This is a genomic window from Streptomyces sp. NPDC002602 (assembly GCF_042889445.1).
GTDB lineage: Bacteria > Actinomycetota > Actinomycetes > Streptomycetales > Streptomycetaceae > Streptomyces.
In genome coordinates this window covers 134,968-155,494 of the sequence record NZ_JBIAQX010000012.1, presented here as the reverse complement: position 1 = coordinate 155,494, position 20,527 = coordinate 134,968, and the positions used below count along the sequence as shown (strand labels likewise).

The window sequence follows — 20,527 nt, the reverse complement described above, 5'->3', positions numbered from 1 at the left end:
TTCCGGTGCCCGAACGGAGGGATACGCGCCATCCTCTGTTCGCGACTGCGGCCGGTGCCGATGAACGTGTGCCGGGCTTGCGCAAGACGTCTCCTCAACGGTGGGTGCTTGGATCGATGCTTTACGTCACGGTCATGCAAGCCCGCTCCACAGCCTTTGCACAGACTCCGAAGCCCCTCAGAAGTGGCCACGCACACTTGTGGGCACTCTGTGAAGACGCCAGAATCCCCGACATGATCGATACCGACCCGTACAACCCGGGCCTCGGATGGCCAGAGGAGGACGCCCACAAGGCGCTCCTCGTGGCCGGTGCCGGCGATGCCGCTCATCTCGACACCCTGACCGGCGTCGGCGATCCGGGACCTGACAGGACGCCGGCCCGTCCGGCCGGACGGGGCGTCACCACGCCGCTGCCGGACGAATCCCCGGGGCCCGCCACCTCACCGGCCACCACCCTTCGGCTGCTGGTCCGACGCCGCCAGGCACTGCTTCGCCAGGAGTCCGCGGAACTGGAGCGCCTGTGCACCTACGCCGACGGACTGGCCGAGCGGCCGCACGCCGTCCTCGGGGCGGGACGCTCGGGCGCGCCCGAGATCCTGTCGGGCGCCGAGGACATCACGACGCGCGTGCGGCACATGCTCGCCGCCGCCCAGAGCGAGGTGCTGATCCTCGACAGACCCCCGGGCACCAGAGGATTACCCGATCCGGTGCCGGACGGCGAGGCGCTCGGGCCCGCCATCGGGGACCTGCTCGACCGGGGTGTGATCGTACGGACCGTCTTGGACCGCGAGTGGATGAAGCATCCGGGCCGGCCACAGACCCTGGGCGCACTGACCGAACGCGGCCTTCAGGCCAGGGTGGGCGCCAGCCTCCCCACGAGGCTGATCGTCGTCGACCGCCACAGTTGCCTCCTGCCGCCGTCCGCTGCCGGCGACGGCGCGGAACCGGCACTCGTACCGGGTGGAGCCCTGCTGCGCAGAGCCGTCCTGCCGCTCTTCGAAACCCTGTGGGACCGTGCCACACCGGTCGGCAACCCCGACAGACATCTGACCGCGCCCCAGCGGGAACTGCTGAGTCTGCTCGCCTCGGGCCTGAAGGACGAAGCCATAGCCCGCCGGTTGGGCGTTCACGTGCACACCGCGCGCCGCCGCATCAGCGGCATGCTCGACGACCTCGACGCGGGCACCCGCTTCCAGGCGGGCGCCCAGGCCGTCATCCGCGGCTGGCTCGACCGGGCCGCGGAGGCCTGACCCTCGGCCGACGACTGCCCGGGCCGCCTCGCCCGTCGAGCCCGGTCACATGGTCGGCGGCGGGGTGGGGGATCTTCGCGTCACCCATGACCACGAACGCGGCCGGGAAGATTTCCCGTCGGGTCGTGGAGCGCCGGTGTCGGGGGCCGAGGGGCGGGGCGGTTCCGTCATCCGGCGCATCAGCCGGCGTCTCGCGCGTACGTGTCCGTGCTGCCCATCAGCAGGGCGGGTACGGGACGTCGTGCGACCTGGCCGCGGTCACGATCGCCGCCTGGGGCCGGGACATCGGCGTGCCGTCGGAGAGCAGTGGTTCCACCGGGTCCACGATCTCCCCGAGTTCTGATCGCAGCGCGCCGTACGACACCACGGACACACGGTTGGTCGGCGCGGGAGTGAGGGTGCCCGCCTGCCTCACGAACGCCACGAAGCTCTCGAAGTCGCGCTGGTGGGTGAACGGCTCTTCGAAGTCCGTCAGCGCCGGGTATCCGTCCGCTCCGACGAGGGTGTAGGCCAGGGTGGCCAGCCGATAGCGCTTCTTGAGCTCAAGGCGCTTGCCATCGATGTGGATGTCGAGGGGATCGACGCGGTGGCCCACGGCGGCGCCGGAGTCGAAGGTGTAGCGCACGTTCTTCGACACGGCGAACGGCGCGTACTGCGTTCCCCCGCCCTCCTTCGTCGTCCACTGTTGTTCCAAGGCGTCGTGGATCTGTTGGCCGGTGACCCAGACGCTGACGATCGGGTCGCCGTAGCCCACGCCGCGCCAGGCGCGCACGAACGGGATCGCCCCGTTCGTGGCCGGGTCATGGACCAGGTCCCCGGCGATCACCGTCTGCCCGACCCGGGGAGCGATCGCCACCAGAGCCAACTGCGCCGGGACGTTCGGGTGGCGGTTGCCGTTGAAGTTCTTGTTCGTGGGCCGGCTGCCGGCCCACAGCGCCCAGTCGGCGACCAGGTCGCCCATGGTGCTCTCCCCTGCGGCGTTGCGCGCCCGCAGGAATGAGCCGCGCTGCCGGCCGATCGTCGAGTTGGCCCGGGTGGTCGCTTGTCCGTTCCAGTACGAGACGACCCGCTGCATCTCGGGGTCCGGGGCGATGTCGGTCCGCGTGTTGGGGTGGTTGGTCGACACGGTCAGCTCTCGGACCACCTTGCCGGTACGTGGATCCAGCTTCAGGTTGATCTCGTTGATGAGCTGGCCGTGACAGCCGGCCTCCACGAAGGGCCGGGGCACGCCGTTCGGGTCGGGCAGCATCATGTTGAAGCGGGTGTGCCAATGGCCGGTGACGATGGCGTCGATGTCGGGCGAGGCCTGGAGGGCGAGCTCGTAGGCCGGGCCCGAGGGGTCGTCTCCGTCGTTGAAGTCGCCGCCCGCGACCGCGCCGTCGTGCATGCTGAGCACGATGGCGTTGACACCGCGCTTCTTGAGGAGAGCGGCCAGCCGATTGACGGTCTGGATCTCGTCGAGTGTCTTCACGGCGGGCAGGTAAGCCGTGGTGGAGGACTCCGTGCCGATGGCTGTCAGGTGGATGAAACCGACCGGGATCCTCTCCCCCCTGGGACCGTCGACGTACCTGATGTTGTACGCGGGGAGGACATCGGCCCCGTCTTCCCGCCATTGCACGTTGCCGGTGAAGAACAGGAAGTCCGCGCCGCGGAACCGCCGACCCGTGGAGTCGATGAACGACGTGTCCTGACCCACCACCGGGAAGGGGACGCCCTCCTCCATGTGCCGGGTGATCATGGCCGGCGACTTGTCGAACTCGTGATTGCCGGCGGTGGAGAAGTCGAGCTTCATGAGGTTGAAGGCCTCGATCGTGGGCTCGTCCGCGAAGACGGCCGCATCGAACTCCCACCCGGAGAAGTTGTCGCCGGGACTGAAGAAGAGGGAGTTGGCCTTGCCGTCCCTGATCCGCTTCAGGTGGGCGGCCATGTAGGCGACGCCGCCGACCGTGTAGGTCCGGCCGCCGTTGCCGTGGATGGTGGCGTCGCCGCCCGGTGCCGCGGCCAGATACCCGTGCAGGTCGCTGATGTTCACCAACTGGACGTCCACGTGGCCGTCGGCGTCGCGGACGTCCCGGGCGTGGTCCGACGCGTATGCGGGAACGCCGGTCGCGACGGTGGCACCGACGGCGCCCGCGGCGGTGAGGAAGGAACGCCGGCCGGCTCTGACGTCGTTCCACGACTTGATTGTCTTCGGCAGGGTCATGCTCTGACTATCGCGCGACGATTCCTCGCGAACGAGGCTGTTCGCCCGTTCCCCTCAGGTCTTCATCCGCAGGGCGCCCGGCTGCAACTTCCGGTGCCCCTGGGGGTCGTTCACCTCACGCCACGACCGGTCCGGCTGCCGAGAGAGCGCATCCAGGATTCCTGCCCAGGCTCGAACACGCGGTGGGAGACCTCGCCGCCCCGGAGGGGCCGGCCGCCCCGGCCACGGTCACCATCGAGGAGCGCGAGTCCCTGCGGTGGCCCCACACCGACGTAAGGGCCCTGCCCCGTCGCGGGGCGCGTCGAGTGCCGGCCCACCTCTTCCGTCCCTTCACTGTGGAGAGAGGCAGCCTGAGACCCCGCTCATTCGGGTGACTTCAACGCGTTGGACGCTTGTGCGCCACGATGGCCGCGTTCGCCCCGGCCGCCTCGAGCGGGATGGTGGTGATGCCGGTGAATCCGGCTTCGGTGAGCCAGCCGGTGTACTCGGCGTGGGTGTAGTTGTGGCCGGCGCGTGTCTCGATCAGCATGTTCAGGCCCATGAGGGCGGCCGGTGCGGGTCCGCTCTCGTCGTTGTCGAGGACGAGTTCGCAGATGATGACCGTGCCGCCCGCAGGCAGGGCCGCGTGGCATTTGGCGAGCAGGGCGCGGTTGGTGGCCTCGTCCCAGTCGTGGAGGATCATGCTCAGCAGGACCACGTCATGGCCCTCGGGCAGTGCCGGGTCGGCGAGGAAGTCTCCGTCGTGAGTGGAGATGGCGTGGTCGAGGCCCAAGGCGGCGATCTTCTCGCGGGCCATGGCGGTGACGCGCGGCAGGTCCAGGACGGTTGCCCTGAGGTGGGGGTAGTGGCGGCAGAGGCCGGTGGGGAACGCTCCGGTGCCGCCGCCCACGTCGAGGAGTCTGCGGTGGGCGGTGAAGTCGTGGGCGGTCGCGAGGGCGTTCGCGGTGAAGGAGGAGAGTGTGAACATCGCCCCCCAGAAGTCCTCGAGGATCGTGGCGTCGGCGGTGACGAAGGCGGACTGCTGGGTGTCGGGGTCCCAGGTGGTGGGACGGTTGGTGCGCAGGGCCTCTTGAAGGCGGTGCCAGGCGGGGTAGGCGTGCCGGTCGGAGTAGCGGACGAAGCCGCCGAACCAGTGCGGTCGTCCTTCGACGAGGAAGTGCTCGGCGGTCTCGCTGTTGCGGTACTGGTGGTTCTCACGCACCAGGAGACCGAGCGAGGTGCAACTGGCCAGGAGCATCCGGGTCGGTCGGGGGTCGAGGTCGAGCGCGATCGCCAGTTCGGCGGCGGACGCCTCGCCGAGTCCGGACAAAGTGGTGAACAGGTTGAGGTCGACAGCGGCGGCCAATGCCTTGAATCGCCAGAAGCCGGTGGTGAGTTCCATCAGCGGAACCGGTGTGGGGGCGGAAACGGCCGGGGGGAGGGCGGTGGCCTTCGGCGAGGCTTCCGGCACGGGGTGGACGCGGGGCACGGTCGACAACTTGGCATCCGATCTGGCCTGGGTGGGCCCGGTGGGAGCAGAGGTGGGCCGAAGCACCACACTGGGCCACTTAGAGTAGTCGAATGGACTCGGATAGTAATAACCTGAGGTTTGGGAGACTGCTGTGACTCATGGTTCGAACGTCGGTGCGTCGACCACGCTCCGGCTGCCGCTCCCCGATGAACTGCCCGTCGGCACGGGAGCCGTCGGGCGGGCCCTGGGCGCCGTGCTGGAGCGGACGCCCGTGGCGTACGGGGTGGCGATGGCCGACGACGTGCCGGCCCGGCGGATGCTGCTGGCCTGGGCGACTCCGGCACCCGACGCCGGGGCCGAAGCCCTCTTCGAGCCGCCGGCCGGCAGCCGTATCCACGACCGGCACTTCGTGGTGGAGCGGGTACGGGGCGACAGCGCCGCCCTTCTTGCCGAAGCCGTCCTCGTCAGCGACTTGCTCGTACGTCAGGACCTGGCGGAGAACGGGACCACGCTCGACGAAGACCCGGGCGGAGCGCTGCTCGGCGTCACCGCGTTTCTCACCGGGGGACTGTCGGTACCCGTCAAGCATCGGGAGTGGGCCCCGGCCGATCCGTCGGCGGCAGCCCACCAGCGCTGGCTGATCGGACACCAACGATTCTTCGTCATGCTCCAGTTGCTCGCCTCTGCCCTGTCCGGGGTGGATCAGGAGGCCGGGACCGCGCGGGAGGAAGCGGCGGTGCGCGAGTTCACTTGGCTGTGCGGCAGCGCCACGGCTTCGATGAGGTACGCCGCCGACTTTCCCCCGGACGGGTACGCCGGCGTGCGGGAGACCATGGTGCCGCCCGCCGTGAACGCGGGGTTCAGCGGCCTGCAGACCCGTGACCACCAACAACTCGTCGCCGTCATGCGCGCGTTGAAGCGTGGCGGTGGGCTGGAGCGGATGGCTCCGCAATCGGCGCGCGCCGTGCACGCGGGCGTCAGCCGGCTCTACGACGCGCACGTGTGGGTGTGCGACCGGTTCGGCGGCGCCACCGAGCCCAGTCTCCTGATGGCTCAGACCCGTCAGGGAGCCGACCGGCCGGCCTCCGGTCAGGACGGCGAAACTGCCCGCCCCAGGGCACGGGCGGCCGAGGCGTCGATGGCGGGCGGGGCCGCGGAGAGTGGTGTCACAGCGGCCCGCAAGCTCGCCGATCAGAGGCTGCGGCAGCTCACGCCCCGGGCGGACGCGTCCAGGAAGTGAAAGGTTTCCGCCCGCCCGCATACCGGTTGTCGCCGGCGCGGCACCCGGGCGGGTGCGCGGGGGCACGATGCCGTCCTCGCACCGGTGCTTCCACCCCCGTTCCCGCAGCCCCGGGAGCGGCGGACGTCCTCCGTAACGCATTCAGGAGTCCACAGGTGTCCCTTCCCGAGCCCCATCCCGCGCCCTGCGCCGAGAACGTGACCGATCCCCTCGGGCAGGAGGTGCTCCACACGCCCCCGGATGTACCACACGCCCCACCCGCGTGTGCTTCCTGCGGGTCCCGAGGCGGGAGCCCGCACCCGGGCCGGTCCGACCTCGAGCCCGGTACGGAAGCGGGGCGGTTCAGGGCGCGCCGGGTGGCCGGAGTGCTCCGGCCCGGGTCCGTGGCGCAAGTCGTCGAGGCGGTGCGGGCAGCCGCTGCGGATGGAACTGCTCTGCACCCCGTCGCCACAGGCCGGAACTGGGGTCTCGGCTCCCGCAGCCCCGTCCGCGACGGCGCGACCGTGCTCGACCTCTCCGCACTCGACCGGATCCGCGAGGTCGATGTCCGCCGCGGCTACGCGATCGTGGAGCCAGGGGTCACCCAGGGCCGACTCGCCGCCCGCCTCACCGGAACGTCCCGCATCGTCAATCTGACCGGCGCATCGCAGGACGCCGGGGTGATCGGCAGCCTGATGGAACGAGGCGTGGGCCTGCAACGGGGCCGGACAGAAGACCTGGCCGGCCTCGAACTCGTCCTCGCCGACGGCCGGACGGCCCGCACCGGCTGGTGGCCGGGTACGGGTCGCGCGGCGGTGCGCCCACACGGGCGGGGGCCCTCCCTGAACCACCTGTTCACCCAGTCCACCTGGGCAGCGGTCACCGCCGCCACGGTTCGGCTCCTGCCCCGCCCCGACACCGTCCGGGTACTGCCGCTGCTCTTGGACGAACGGCAATGGGAGCGCGGAGTGGACAGCCTGCGCGCATGGACCGAACAGGGCTTGATCGCCCCGACCACGAAGATCTACGACCCGGTGGCCGCACGCACCTACGGCACGCCGGGCCGCCACCTGGCCCACATCACCCTCTCAGGAGACGCGGATCTGGTGCGAGCGACGACGGAGATCGTCTCGGGACGGCTCCGGGACACCGGCTGTGGCCTCGGGCTCGGCCCCGCCCGCGCCGCAGACCCGTGGGTGCGACGCGCGTACGCGGGCGAGGCCGACCCGGCCGACACCCTCTTCCTGCGCAAGACCGGGCACTGCGCGCGCTGCCTGGACCAGGCGCGTGGACTTCTGCTGTTCCTGCCGATCGTTCCGTTCGAGGGAGAGGCGGTACGGCGGGCAGCCGCGTTGACCCAGAGCTGCCTGGTCGGACGCACGACGGCCCCGGGGGTCACCATGAACGTGCTCGACTCCGATGCCCTCGACCATGTGATCACCATCGGGTTCCCGCCCCAGGACGCCGAGGCGGTACGAGACGCTCACCACACCCTCGACCGCCTGCACGAGTCCTTCGCACGCGAGGGGTTCAGCGTCTACCGCACCGACATCGACCACCCCATGACACCGACCGGAGCGGGCCCGGACACAGTCGTGCGTGACCTGCTCGGACATGCCCTGGACCCACACGGCGTCTTTGCCCCGGGCCGCCACTGACGGAAGGGCGGCAGGCGATGGCTCAGGCGGATGCGTGGGCGCCCGCCCACACGGTCGGCGTTCGGTGTGCCCAAGGGGCGGCCTGCTCCAGTTGCCCGGCGAGGCGGAACAGGACGTCCTCCCGCCCGTGGCCGGCGGCGAATTGGATGCCTATGGGCATGCCGGTGGCCGGGTCGGACGCGAGTGGCATCGACATGGCAGGTGTGCCGGCGACGTTGAAGGCCGCCGTGAACGGCGACCTGTGGAACAAGTGCTCCAGCCAGCCCAGCCCGTCAGCCCCTTCCGCGCCATGGCGATAAGTGCCCACCTGCACCGGCAGTTCCGGAAGGGTGGGTGTCAGCAGCACTTCGTGACGGTCGAACCGGGCGCCGAGCGAGCGGGCGACCCGGTTGCGTACATCGAGGGCCTGCACGAACTCCGAGCCGCCGACCCGGCGGCCCCACGCGTAGCTCGCCAGTATCTCGGGTTCGAGGGTGCTCTCGTCCACGGGACGGTCGAGCATCCTGGCGAAGCCGTCGATCCAGGTCACCAGGTTCGCCGACCACAGGCGTGCGTTGGCAAGGACGAACTCCTCCCAGCTCACCCCGAGGTCCACGGAGGTGACGTCGACCTGATGGCCGAGCGACTCGAGAAGCCGAGCGGCTGACAAGACGGCGTCGTGTACCGCCGGCTCCACGGCGCGCCCGTTCCAGGGGGTCGTCATCAGGCCGATGCGCAGCCTTCCGGGAGAGCGGGTGATCTCTTCGGCGTACGGACGAGTCGGACGTTCCGCGAAGTAGGGGTCGCCCGACTCGGGGCCCTGGATCAGGTCCAGCAGTGTCGCGCTGTCGCGGACCGTCCGGCTGAGCGCGCCGTGTACCGCCAGGCCGTTGAAGACCTCGTCGGCATCGGGCCCCATGGAGACTCGGCCTCGGGTGGGCTTGAGCCCGAACAGCCCTGTGGCGGCGGCGGGTACGCGGATCGAGCCGGCCGCGTCGGTGGCGTGGGCGATGGGGGTGACGCCGGCCGCGACGGCTGCGGCCGACCCGCCACTGGAACCGCCGGCCGTTCGGGTGAGGCCCCAGGGGTTGCGGGTCGCTCCGTGGAGGACCGGCTCCGTGGTGGTGCTGTAGGCGAACTCCGGGGAGGCCGTGCGCCCCAGTGTCACGAGGCCGGCGCTCCGGAACCGCCGCATGAGAGAGGAGTCCGCCGCCGCCACATGGTCCACGGCGAGGCGGCTGCCCAGCTCGACCCGCTTGCCCTTCATGGACACGGCCAGGTCCTTGATGAGGAAGGGCACGCCCGCGAGCGGTGTGCTGCCGGGGGTGGGGGCGTCCTCGGCGGGCCAGCTCTCGACCACGGCGTTGATGTCCGGGTTCACGGCGGCCATCGCGTTCTGGGCCGCGGCCGTGACCTCCGCGACGGTCACCTCTCCTCGCGCGAGAAGTTCGGCCAGTCCCACGGCGTCGTACCTGGTGTATTCGTGCAGCTTCACAGTGCCTTGCCTTGCCTCGCGCCGGACGATCGAACCCCGACGATACCGATCGGTATCGTGTGGGGGTGATCGGTAACGTAGCATGGAGTCAAGCGAGGCCGGTCAACGCGAGTGGAGCGAGACGGAACATGACGAGCAATCCCTCACGGCCCGGCCGGGACACGCGGGTGCCCCGTCTGCCGCCACGTGAGCGCATCCTCGACGCGGCAGAGGAGCTTTTCCTGCGAGACGGCGTGAAGGCCGTCGGCGTCCAGGCCATCGCCGATCGGGCGAAGACCACGAAGATGGCCCTGTACCGGCACTTCGCCACCAAGGACGCGCTGATCGAGGAGTGGCTCAGGATCGTCGCGGCGGGTTACTCATCCGCGTTCGACACGGTGGAAGCGGATCACCCGGACGACGGCCGCGCGCAAGTTCTCGGAGTCACCCGATTCATCGCCGAGGGACTGCCGGACATCGCGCGGCGAGGCTGCCCCTTCGTCAACTCCATCGCAGGCCTGCCCGACCCCGAGCACCCGGCCCGTCGGCTGATCGAGAGGCACAAGGCCACTCAGCGCCTTCGTCTCACGGAGATGTGCCACAAGGCCGGCGCGAGAGTGCCCGGTGACACCTCTGCGGAGATCACTTTCCTCCTGGAGGGTGCGCAGATCAGCATGCAGAACGGCAGCGTCGACCGAGTGGGCGACCGGCTTCAGGCCGCGGTCACGGCGATCCTGGACCGAGCGACCAGCGCGGCGGACTGACCCCGTGTCACGGGGGCGGAAGCCCGCCAGAGGGCCGGGGAATGGGAATCGGGTGACTTCGCCCGCGTACCCGCGAGCCTGGTGGCCAGGGCGGCTCTCTGCGCGGCATCGAGCGGTAGCGTGCCGGAGGCCGGCGGACTTGCAGGGTCCGCGTCGTTCCGTATGGCCCGTGAATCTCGGCCGGGGAGCATGAGGGAAGCCGTGGCGTCCCACATTCCGGGCTGCTCTGTCATCTTGGGTGAGGGTGATGATCGTATCGATGGTGTCGATGCCGGAGGGCGTCGTGGCTCGGACAGAGGTGTCCGAGGTCAGGGAGCGTCTGACAGCCCCGGGCTTCGTGATCGTGGACATCGACCGAGGAGAAGACCCCCCGCCTGACGAGCAACCACTGCCCCGCATGCTGGGATTGGACGACAAGCCATGGGAATGGCTCGGCAGACGGAACGAGCCCGTGCGGGCCGAGTACCACGCAGGAGCTGTCGGCTGTGTCGTGCCGGTGATCGACGGCGACGACGTCAAACACATCCATGTCTTCGCCGCCGAGGGCCACCTCGTCACGATTCACCACGGGCCCGTGGGGCTGATCGACGCCTTCACCGAACAGTTGCCGGAGGACGTGCCCTCCAACGGGGCGACGGCGGTCTTCCTCTTTCTGCACGGAGCGTTGGAGGCCTTTCGCAAGGCCGCCGCTCAAGCACTCCTGGAGGTGGGGGAGGTCGAGGAGGCGATGTTCGAGGGGCGGGCGTCGCAGCACGTTCATCGACTGGCCCACCTGCGTCGACGCGCGGCCCAGCTGCACCGGGCGTTCCTTCCCTATGCCGCGATCGCACAGGAGTTCCTCGCCCATCGAAGGATGGCGAACCCTGACCTCTCGCAGGAGCGGCAAGCGCTGAACCGCATGCACGAGCGCACCGTGCAGTTGGTGATGATGGAGATCGACTCCCTGCGGGACGAAACCAGGCGGGCGGCCGACACCTACGCCTCCCTCGTCGCCGACCAACAGAACCTCGTGATCAACAAGCTCGCCATCGCCTCGGTCATCTTCTTGCCGCTGTCGTTCCTGACAGGCTTCTTCGGCATGAACTTCAGCTACCTCAGCAACAACTTGTCGAGCGAGCGAACCTTCCTGTGGCTGGGCATCGGCATGCAGGTGTGCGCCCTGCTCGTGGCCGTGTACGTCGTGATGTACCGGACGCACTGGCGCCAGCTCCGGGACGGTCAGTCCCACGATGTCGGCGCCGGTCAACCGGCGGGCCGATGATCTGGAGGCCTCCCGCACGCTCGACCACGCGATCCAGGTGAGTCAGCCGCTGACCGCTCGGCGGCTGAACCGGCCCGAGCTCGTCGCAGGCGAAGCGGAAGGCGACCGGCACCCCGCCTCGGCCCAAATCGCCGAGCGTCCGGACGGTGTCGGGGTACGGATGCCGGCCCCCGGGCTCATGTGGCGGTCGTAGAGGGCGCGGACCAGCCCCGGCTCGGTGACCCGAGCCTCACGGATGAGCCCGGAGCAGGCCGCACGCCGCCGCTCGGCGTCGAAGTCGCGCTCGTCCCGCGGATTCCGCGGCCGGGCCGGAACCCGCTGCGATCCGCCGCCGCGCGGACCACTCACCTCATGGGGCCGGCTTGTTACCGGCCTCGTGGCGGGACAGGGGTACCGCCGGCGCAAAGACCTGCCTGCCTGCCCCTCAGAGGTCTTACGGCCCGGTGGAAACGCTTCTGCGCACACGCGGCGCAGGCCGGAAAGCGTCCGTCCGCGTGTTCAGCGCGCGAGCCCTTTTGGCCAAGTTCATTACGCAGAGTGCGTATTGATGTTCTTTGCGTGCCGGCCCTGACTAGGCTCCTGGCAGCGGACACGCCGGCCCGTCGCCGGTGGGTGCTTCCGCCTTCCCCTTTTTCTCACGAGTCGAGGGTGGGATCGCCGTGGCAGCACGTGTGGAAGACGTTCGGAAGCTACTCGAGCAGGCGGCGGGCGGGTCGCTTGACATCCCGGCCTCCTTGTTCGCCGACCCGGATGCCGCGGCGCTCGTCTTTCCGGGCGGCACCGTGCGGATCGACGGCGCCGTGTGCGGTACGCAGACTCTGTCGGTCGGCGGACAGGCCACGATCACCGCGTCCTCAGCCCCGGTGGACGTCGCGTTCACGACTGACGGTGAGTGGGTGACCGGAACGGTGGCCGCGGTCGATCTCGGCGACGGCCGCGCTCTCGTCCTGGTGGACGGCGCTCCGGACGGTACGGATCTGCCGGCCGGCGCCTGGGTGCTGGCGGACGGCCGGGTCCTGCGGCTGACCCGGCGCACGCCTCAGCCGACGGCCGACCCCGAGCGCCTGGACGGCCTGGGCCGCGCCCTGCCCGCCGTGCGCCCCCGCGACGGCGCCCCGCGCGACCGCGCCCCCCGGGCGCTGGTGACCGAGCACGGCATCCTCACCCCCCGCCCCGGGCCCCGACGCCGCAAGGGGATGCGGGTCTTGGAGGCGCCTTCGGTGCGCGGCTGGTCGCCGATCGGCACCCCGGGTGGTGACAACGGGCTGAGTGTCGACTACTACAACCCGCCGCTGCGGATCGCAGGCGCGCTGACCGCGCTACCCGCCTCCCCGCCGTACAAGACGGTGGTCGGGGGAGTGCTGCTGGTGGACACCGGTGCGTTCAACGGCTCGGCGATGGGCGCCTACGTGGTCCCGGACGGGTCCGGCGCGGACCCGTCGCTGTTCGCGTACGGCTCGCTCGGCAGCCAGGTCGGCTTCGGTCCGCCGCTGTTCCAGGTGCGCGGCATCTCGGCCGGGTTCGGCTGGAACAGCCGGGTGCGGGTGCCCGCGGCCGATGCCCTGGCCGGCTTTCCGTTCCTGATGGCACTGGACAATCCGGGTGCGATCGGCGCCGACGACGAGGAAGTCGACCCGCTCAAGGTCCTCGGCGAGCTGATCGGCGGCGGAAATCCCTGGGTGAGGCCGCAGGAGGGTGAACTGTGGTTCGCGGCGGGCCTGGCGTTCGACTGCTTCGAGACGTTCAGCGGCCGGGCCATGGCGCTGGTGCAGACCGGCTCCGACTTGACGATCAGTCTGCTCGGCGCAGCCGGGATGCAGCTGCCCACCAAGAGCGACAAGAAGATCGCCCGGGTGGAGATCGGCATCGAGGCCACCCTGCGTCCGACGGCCGGGGAGCTGAGTATCGGTGCGGCGTTCACCGAGAAGACGTTCCTCATCGACCCGAACTGCAAGCTGCGCGGCGGCGTCGGCATGAAGTTCTGGTTCGGCGACCACCCGCAGGCCGGTGACTTCGCGTTCATTCTCGGCGCGATCCCGGCGGGCCGGGAACTTCCCGCCCGCTATCCCCGCCGGCAGCCGGCCGGCCTGACCTGGGGCGTCGGGTCGACCGTCAGCATCACCGGCAACGCCTACGCGGCGTTCACTCCCAAGTCCCTGATGGCGGGAGGCTCCCTGGACGTCGTCTTCCAGTCCGGCATGCTGCGTGCCTGGCTCACCGCCCGGGTGGACGCCCTGCTGGAGTGGAACCCCTTCTACTTCGACGTCGGCATGGGCATCCGGGTCGGGGTCTCGGCGACCATCAAGGTCTGGTTCGTCAAGATCAGGATCTCGGTCGAGGTCGGCGTCAGCGTCCGTGTCTGGGGCCCCGCCGTGGGCGGCGAGGCGACCGTCCACCTGTGGTTCATCTCCTTCACCATCGGCTTCGGCGCCGGGCGCCGCGACCAGACCCCGGCGCTGGACTGGGGCGGGTTCCAGGGCATGCTGCCGCCGCCGGAGAACATGGTCCGCACCACGGCGATCGCCGGCTACACCGGGGAGGGCGCCCCGGCCACCCGCGGGGCCGTCAAGCCCTGGCTGGTCAGCAACGGCGGTTGCACCTTCACCGCCGACACCCAGGCCCCGGTCAGCAAGGTCTACCTGAACCAGGGCAGCGACACCGTGGAGGCCGCGTCCGACAGCGCCGTGGACATCCTGCCCATGCACGTGCGGGGCAAGGGCAGCGAGTTGCGCATCCGGCTCACCTACAACGGCGAGGCCGGCGCACTGGGGCCCTGGGGTCGCTCCGTCCAGCGCGGCAGCGTGCCCAACGGCCTGTGGGGCCGGCAGCCTGACGCGCCCAACGACGGGATCATCCCCGACCGGATCCTCGGAATCCGGCTCACCTCGCCGCCGGTCGACCACGGCACCTCCACCGGTTTCCTCGACGAGCGGGCCATCTCCTTCGACCCGATCAACCCCGACGGCAACCAGCCGCTCTCCGGAGAGCCCGCCACGGGCCCGGTCCCGACCCGTCCTCGCGGCGTCATCGCCGCGATCCAGGACGGCATCGACACCACCGCCACCCGGAACGACCGCGCCGCCCTGGCCCAGGCGCTCACCGGCCTGGGCGCGAACCTCGGCTCCCTCGATGCCGATCTCAGCGCCTACGCCCAGGCCGCGGGTACCGCCTTCACCGCCGAACCGATGCTGATCGCGGCCGGCTGACCCGCGCGCCACCGCGGACCGGCCCGGGCCGTGCCCCGGGCCGGTCCGCGATGCCGCGCGCCCCGCGCCCGCCGTCCGGCCCCCACCCGCAAACCTTCGCGCCCTGTCGAAAGGCACGCCCGTGACCACCACACCCGACTCCCCATCCCGACCGCGTACCAGCGAGCCGGGCGCCGAACACCGCACCCGGTTCTTCGACCACCGCATCCCCTCTCTGTACGCCGGCCGGTACCGGATCGACAACCGGCAGACCCTCCGGGACGTCGGCGGTCAGGACCGCGTCATCGACGCCGCTCCGCAGCCCTTCGACGTCGTCCAGCCGCGCTTCAGCTTCGACCCGACCGGCATCAACGCGCAGTTCCCCGTACCGGACGCCGTCGGCACCTACAGCCAGACCCTCCCGCACATCAACCTCGACGCCCCCGGCCTGCCCTGGAACCGCCCCCTGGGCCCCGACCAGCCGGCTTCCGTCCCGTGGATGGCCCTGCTGGTCTTCCGCGAGGACGAACTCCCTGAGGACCCGGACGCGGTGGGCCTGGTCAAGGCCGGAACGGTGCGCCGGCTCCTGGACGGCGCGCTCGGTGCCGGCAAGCCCCCCGCGCTGCCGCCGGAGAGCCTGCGCCCCGACGAGTACGACGAGCAGTGCGCCACCGTCCTCGTCCCTGGCGCCCTGTTCGACGCGGTGAAGCCGCTGCCCGGGGAGATGGGACATCTCGCGCACCTGCGTGAGGGCGGGCGTCCCGACGCCACCCGCGCGGGCACGGACCCCGAGCCCGACGAGGGCGAACTCAACGCCGTCCTCGTCGCCAACCGCTTCCCCGCCGCCGCGGGCGGGCGCCACGTCGCCCACCTGGTCTCACTCGAAGGGTTCGACCAGTACCTGACGGCCCCCTCTCCCAACGGAGGCGTGCGGCTGGTTTCCCTCGCCTCCTGGTCCTTCACCACCGAGCCCGACTCCGGTATCGGCTTCGGTGACCTGGCCCAGCACCTGGCCTCGGCCGACGGCATCACACCGCGCCCCGCTGACGACCTGCGCCTGCGCGTGCCTGCGACCGGCCCGGCCAGTCCGGCCGGACCGCAGAAGGAGGCCTTGGAGCGGATGGCGGGCGGGGCCGTGGCCCTGCCGCAGCGCCTGGAGACCGGCGAACGCACCTTCGCCTTCTACCGCGGCCCGCTCACCGCCCGACCCGCCCGGAAACTCCCCGAGCCGGCCGCCTCCCGCCTGGACTCCCCGGGCGAGGCACTGGTCTACCTGCAGCAGTACGGCGTTTTCGACACCGCCTACGCCGCCGCGTTCACCGCCGGGCGCACCCTCGCCCTCGCGGATGCCGAGTTCCGCGGCGCGCTGCTGGAGTTCCGCTCCGCCGCCCGCACCGCGGCCCGCCGTCTGGCATCCCACCCGGAACTCGCCGCCCAGGCCGTGACGGCGCTGAGTGCCCGACGCCTCACCGCGCCCCTCGCCTTCGAAGCCTTCGACCGACTCCTGGCCGACGGCGACACGCGCTCCGGCGGCGCCCGCCTCGTCCAGGCTCTCGACCAGGCCGGCCCGCAGGTGCGCGCGGGCCGGCGTCGTACCGCGGCCCGCACCCGCCGCACCATCGGCGACGCGCGTGCCGTTCTCACCCTGCCCGGCGTCGCGAGCCTGCTCACCCAGGCCGCTCCCGACACGTTCGCGAAGGTCACCGCCTGGCTGGACGCGTTGCGCCGTCTGGAACCGCTGAGCCTGTCCCACCTGGTCCCCGACCCGAGCGCGCTGCCGGCCGAGAGCATCCGCTTCGCCTACATCGACATCGACTGGGTGCGGGCGGCCGTCGACGGTGCGCTGAGCGTCGGCGTCGGCCACACCCTGGACGCCGATCTCAACACCCTCGCCGCCGGTGGCGGGCCGGTCCCGAAGTGCGCGGTGCTGATCAACTCCAGCCTGGTGCCGAACTGGCCGAACACCATCGTCACCGCCCACCGAGGTTCCGCCGCGGTGGAACCGGTGCGCGACGCGGTGTTCGGCACCGAGATCCGGCTGCTGCTCTATCCCGAGGTCATCGACCGCTTCGAACTGGCGGAACCCCCGCGCGGCCTGTGCTTCGGCCTCAGCGACATCGGCACCATCGAACTGCGCGAGATCACCGGGGACCGGATCGGCCACCCCATGGGAGAGTTCCCGCCGCCGCCCCCCGCGGACGACAGCCGCTTCCGCCGCTTCCTGCGGCCCGGCGAGCACGACGTCCTCAACGTCGACGGTGCCGGCGACGCCCTGGTGCCCGCCCTGTCCACCGCCCACGGGCTCACCGGAGGCCGGCGGATCTCCTCCGCCCAGTTCGCCCTGCAGATGATCGACGCCCCGCAGGCGCAGACCTTCTCCCGGCCCTGACCCCCATGTCCCCGCGCCGTACTGCCGAGCGCTGACCGAAAGGACCCCGGGCCATGTCCGTGGACAACACCCTCATCGTGCCGGTCGAGGTCGCGGCCCTCGCCGTCAACCGGGCCACCCGCGACACCGCGACCCCGCACGTCTTCCACCGGTGGATCGCCAACTTCAAGGACGTCGGTGAGGGCGTCCCGGCGGAGCCCGACCCGTTCTCCAGCCCCGAGGAGTGGACCGGCCGGGAGGACCGCCTCGGGGTCTACCTCCAGTGGGAACTGCCCGCCGCCCTCACCCGCGGCCGCCACGACGAGGAGGAAGGCATCGGCGACTTCCCCCTGGTACCCAACCGGTGGCTGGTCGTACGCCACACCGACAGCACCCGCCTGCTCAAGGCGTGGATCGTCCAGAGCGACCATCTCGACCCGATGGACGGCAGCGTCTCCTTCCAGAACCCCGACTTCGACCCCGACGGCGACAGCGCGGAACCTGCCGCCACGCTCATCGGCAGGTGCCACGAACTCACCGGCCCCTGGCAGGAACCGGCCGACGTACACACGCCGTTCCTCACCGCGATCGGCCCCGGTCTGCCGACGTTCTCGGTCTTCCAGCCCTACAACAGCAACGTCTTCTCCATGCACGACACCCTCCTGGACACCCCCGAGGGCAAGCTGCCCGCGCAGGAGCGGCTGAGCTACTTCGTCGCCGGCTGGTACGCCCAGCCGGACAGCGACATCCTCGCCGGTACCGACGACCTCGCCGCGCTGCTGGAACGCCTGCAGTGGAGGCCGCCCGCCGGTTCCGGCAGCGGCATCCGCTCCTCCGTCTACTCCGGCACCGTCCTGGGCCTGGACTGGGATCTGACCGGCCCCGTCCCCGACTCGCCCTGCCCGGCCCCCGCCGACGTCACCCCGATCGTGTCCAACAGCATCGCCGAAGCCGTCGCCGAACTCGGCGCCCAGGCCGACGGTGAAGGCGCGCTGTCCGAGGAGGAGGCCGAGCTGTTCCGCGCGTTCCTGCTCGGCGGCATCGACGCCCTGGAGGAACGTGATCGACCGGAGGCCGACATCCTCACCGACCGCCGCGCCCACGACAGCGCCTTCGGCCCCGTCGCCGGCGGATACCGCTGGTTCGTCGGCGAACGCGGCGAGGAGACCGGCCGCACCACCTCACACGCCGCCCGGGCGGCCGAGGCCGACACCGTCGCCGAACTCAACCGCCGCCAGGCCGTCCACGACGCCACCGAAGCCGAACTCGACACCGCCCGCGAACACCTCTACCACCTGTGGTGGCTCACCCATCTGAGGAAGAAGCCCTCCGACTTCACCGGCCGCATCGATGACGAACTCGACCCGTCCCACGCCGACGGCGCGGCCGGACGAGTCGTCGCCCTCGCCCGGCAACTGTCCGAACAGCGCGCCGAACTGCCCTGGGGCAAGAGCGAAGCGGACCTGTCCGCACGTATCGACGCCCTGTACCCCGCGTACGGTGCCCGGGCCGCCCGCCGCCTGATCCGCGTTCCGGCCGAGGACTTCGAGTACAGTGCCGACCCGGTCCTCACCCTGGAGGGCGCCAACCTCCACGCCCCCCTCACCCGCGACACCGCCCTGCCCTGCCGTACTCCCGAACGCCTGGTGACCCGCGCCTCCGGCACCAGCACCACCGACGTCGCCGACACCGCCGCCCAGATCGACCTCACCGGACAGCAGCCGCTCTGCTTCCCCGCGCTTCTCGGCGAGTTCCTCGTCCTCGACCGTGCCCTGCGCAGCGGCGCGATCCGGGACGTCACCGGAACCCTTCCCGAGCACGGCACCACGCCGTGGACGATGCCCTGGCAGCCACTTTTCCTGCTGTGGAAGGCCGAGTACTTCCCCCTGCCGATGCGCGACGGCGACGTAGCGCACTGGGACTTCGTCGACGGCTCCCGCTACCAGTGGAAGGGCACCGGAGAGCCCGGCACCCCGCTGGTCGTATCCGGCCGCCAGATGCTCGCCCCCAGCGCCGGCCACATCGTCGACGGCACCCTGCAGAGCTACGCCCGCGTGCGCGACCAACTGTCCGCCGACGCCGTCCGGCAGGTCCGCTCCCAGGCCCGCGAGGCGAACTACCTCTCCCAGACCCTCGACGGCTTCGGCGCCGCCATCGCCCAACGCCGGCCCCTGGCCGGCCTCCAGCCCACCGGCGACCTCGCCGGCCTCATCGGAAACGGCGACTACCCCCCGCCGGACCCCGGCCCCCTCAAGGCGAGCGACTGGGACCCCGACCCCGTCTCCACCTTCCAGGACCTGCGCGCCGGCCAACTCGCCTTCCTCGACCTGGCCGTCGTCGACCGCTTCGGACGCTCCGTCAACCTCATCACCGATCCGGCCCACTTCCGCCCCGAGATGCCCGACACCATGCGCCCGGCCCACCCCGTCAGCGATGACGACTCCGACCGGCTGATCGAGCTCGGCCCGCGCCTGCTCCAGCCGGCCCGGCTGCGCTTCGACTTCCTCGCCGCCACCACAGACGAGGACACCGACCTGACGCCCGGCACCAATCCGGTGTGTGCGTGGCTGCTGCACAACCGCCTCGACCGGTCCCTCGTCGTGTACGCCCCCGACGGAGCGGCCCTCGGCGAACTGCGCGTCACCCTGAACACGCACGGCGAGCGGGAGGTGTCCTGGTCCGTCCTGCCGGGCTCCGAGGTGACGCGCTTCGAGCAGTTGGAGGCACTCAGCCGACACACCTACCGGCTGCTCGGCGCGTTGAAGACCCGCGGACCCGCGACCTTCGACGCGTTCCGCGCGACCCTCGACCACACTCTGGAGACCATCGACCCGGACGGCCCGGCCGACCCCGGCCTGGGCTTCCTCCTCGGACGCCCGCTCGCCCTGGTCCGTACCCGGCTCACCATGAACCTGCGCGGCCCCTTGCGCACCGACGTCAGCTGGCAGAACATCTTCCGGCCGTCCCCCTCCGAACTGCCCACCCACCCGTGGGCGATCCGCCTCGGCGAGGCACAGCAGAGCGACGACGGCCTGGTCGGATACGTCCTCGACGACGACTACGAGCACTTCGAGACGGTCATCGATCCGGCCGCCGGTGGTGAGGAGTACCTGCGGCCGATCGGTGACCGGCCCGGCCTGGAACTCGACTTCGGTGACAACAGCAGCGCAGTCGCCACCATGCTGCTGGACCCGCGCGCCGCCGTGCACGCCACCACCGACATCCTCGCCACCAAGACGGTCTTCGTCCCCCAGGAGTTCACCGACTCGGCGATCACAAGGATGGCGGTCAGCTTCCGCACCGGTCCGCTCCTGGCCGCCACCACCACCCTGCGCGGCCCGCAGGACGAGAGCGAAGAGACCGTCCTCCTGCCCACGCCGGCCGGCGTCATCGGCACCTGGACCTGGTCCGAGAACCGAGCCGGCACCTGGGAGAAGCTACCCGTCCTCAGCCAGGACCAGTACGACCTGCCCCTCGCCGAACCCGAGATCCGCTCCGGCTTCCTCACCCTCGACGACGCCGTCGCCCACAGCCGCACCAACCACTGAGAACCCTCGCCGCCATCCCGTCCCCCCGCCCCGGTTCAGGGGCGGGGGGACGGCGTGCAAACCGAAGGAGCCCCATGACTGTTGTGATCCAGACCCATGACCCCGAGATCAGTGCGGAGGTCGAGCCGCTGCTGTCGTACACGGTCAGCACCACGCCGAGTCCGCTCA

The 20,527-nt window shown here is 71.0% G+C and carries 11 protein-coding genes; 8 read left to right on the top strand and 3 right to left on the bottom strand.

Going from position 1 to position 20,527, the window contains the following annotated elements; genetic code table 11:
- The first annotated feature begins 233 nt into the window (after nt 1-233).
- Nucleotides 234-1,250, top strand: a complete 1,017-nt coding sequence (locus ACFYW3_RS27435; RefSeq protein WP_351752762.1) for a helix-turn-helix transcriptional regulator — start codon at nt 234-236, stop codon at nt 1,248-1,250.
- Nucleotides 1,251-1,467: 217 nt separating this feature from the next.
- On the opposite strand, the gene ACFYW3_RS27430 is transcribed toward ACFYW3_RS27435, so the two are convergent.
- Complete coding sequence (locus ACFYW3_RS27430; protein WP_389387636.1) at nt 1,468-3,453, bottom strand: bifunctional metallophosphatase/5'-nucleotidase; 1,986 nt, start codon at nt 3,451-3,453, stop codon at nt 1,468-1,470.
- 376 nt (nt 3,454-3,829) lie between these two features.
- Nucleotides 3,830-4,921 carry a methyltransferase gene (locus tag ACFYW3_RS27425; protein WP_389387676.1) on the bottom strand — a complete coding sequence of 364 codons (1,092 nt, stop codon included), beginning with the start codon at nt 4,919-4,921 and terminating at the stop codon, nt 3,830-3,832.
- Between the two features lie 133 nt (nt 4,922-5,054).
- Here ACFYW3_RS27425 and ACFYW3_RS27420 point away from each other — a divergent pair, with 133 nt between their 5' ends.
- Nucleotides 5,055-6,143 carry a hypothetical protein gene (locus ACFYW3_RS27420; RefSeq protein WP_351752767.1) on the top strand — a complete coding sequence of 363 codons (1,089 nt, stop codon included), beginning with the start codon at nt 5,055-5,057 and terminating at the stop codon, nt 6,141-6,143.
- A gap of 356 nt (nt 6,144-6,499) precedes the next feature.
- Nucleotides 6,500-7,780: an FAD-binding protein gene (locus ACFYW3_RS27415; protein ID WP_351752769.1), complete on the top strand. Its 1,281-nt coding sequence runs from the start codon at nt 6,500-6,502 to the stop codon at nt 7,778-7,780.
- A gap of 22 nt (nt 7,781-7,802) precedes the next feature.
- Here ACFYW3_RS27415 and ACFYW3_RS27410 read toward each other — a convergent pair whose 3' ends face one another.
- A complete protein-coding gene (locus ACFYW3_RS27410; protein ID WP_389387635.1) occupies nt 7,803-9,254 on the bottom strand; it encodes an amidase in 1,452 nt (483 codons plus the stop codon).
- Nucleotides 9,255-9,382: 128 nt separating this feature from the next.
- On the opposite strand from ACFYW3_RS27410, the gene ACFYW3_RS27405 reads away from it, so the two are divergent.
- From ACFYW3_RS27405 to ACFYW3_RS27385, 5 genes are all read left to right on the top strand, one after another.
- Entirely contained in the window at nt 9,383-9,997 is a 615-nt protein-coding gene (locus tag ACFYW3_RS27405; protein ID WP_389387634.1) for a TetR/AcrR family transcriptional regulator, read from the top strand.
- A 268-nt stretch (nt 9,998-10,265) separates the two neighbouring features.
- On the top strand, nt 10,266-11,258 hold the full coding sequence (locus ACFYW3_RS27400) for a CorA family divalent cation transporter (protein ID WP_389387633.1): 993 nt from the start codon (nt 10,266-10,268) through the stop codon (nt 11,256-11,258).
- A 734-nt stretch (nt 11,259-11,992) separates the two neighbouring features.
- Entirely contained in the window at nt 11,993-14,464 is a 2,472-nt protein-coding gene (locus tag ACFYW3_RS27395; RefSeq protein WP_389387632.1) for a DUF6603 domain-containing protein, read from the top strand.
- A 121-nt stretch (nt 14,465-14,585) separates the two neighbouring features.
- The gene (locus ACFYW3_RS27390; RefSeq protein ID WP_389387631.1) at nt 14,586-16,832 is read left to right on the top strand and encodes a hypothetical protein; all 2,247 of its coding nucleotides are present in this window, start codon (nt 14,586-14,588) and stop codon (nt 16,830-16,832) included.
- Between the two features lie 53 nt (nt 16,833-16,885).
- Nucleotides 16,886-20,359: a hypothetical protein gene (locus ACFYW3_RS27385; RefSeq protein WP_389387630.1), complete on the top strand. Its 3,474-nt coding sequence runs from the start codon at nt 16,886-16,888 to the stop codon at nt 20,357-20,359.
- Nucleotides 20,360-20,527: the final 168 nt, after the last annotated feature.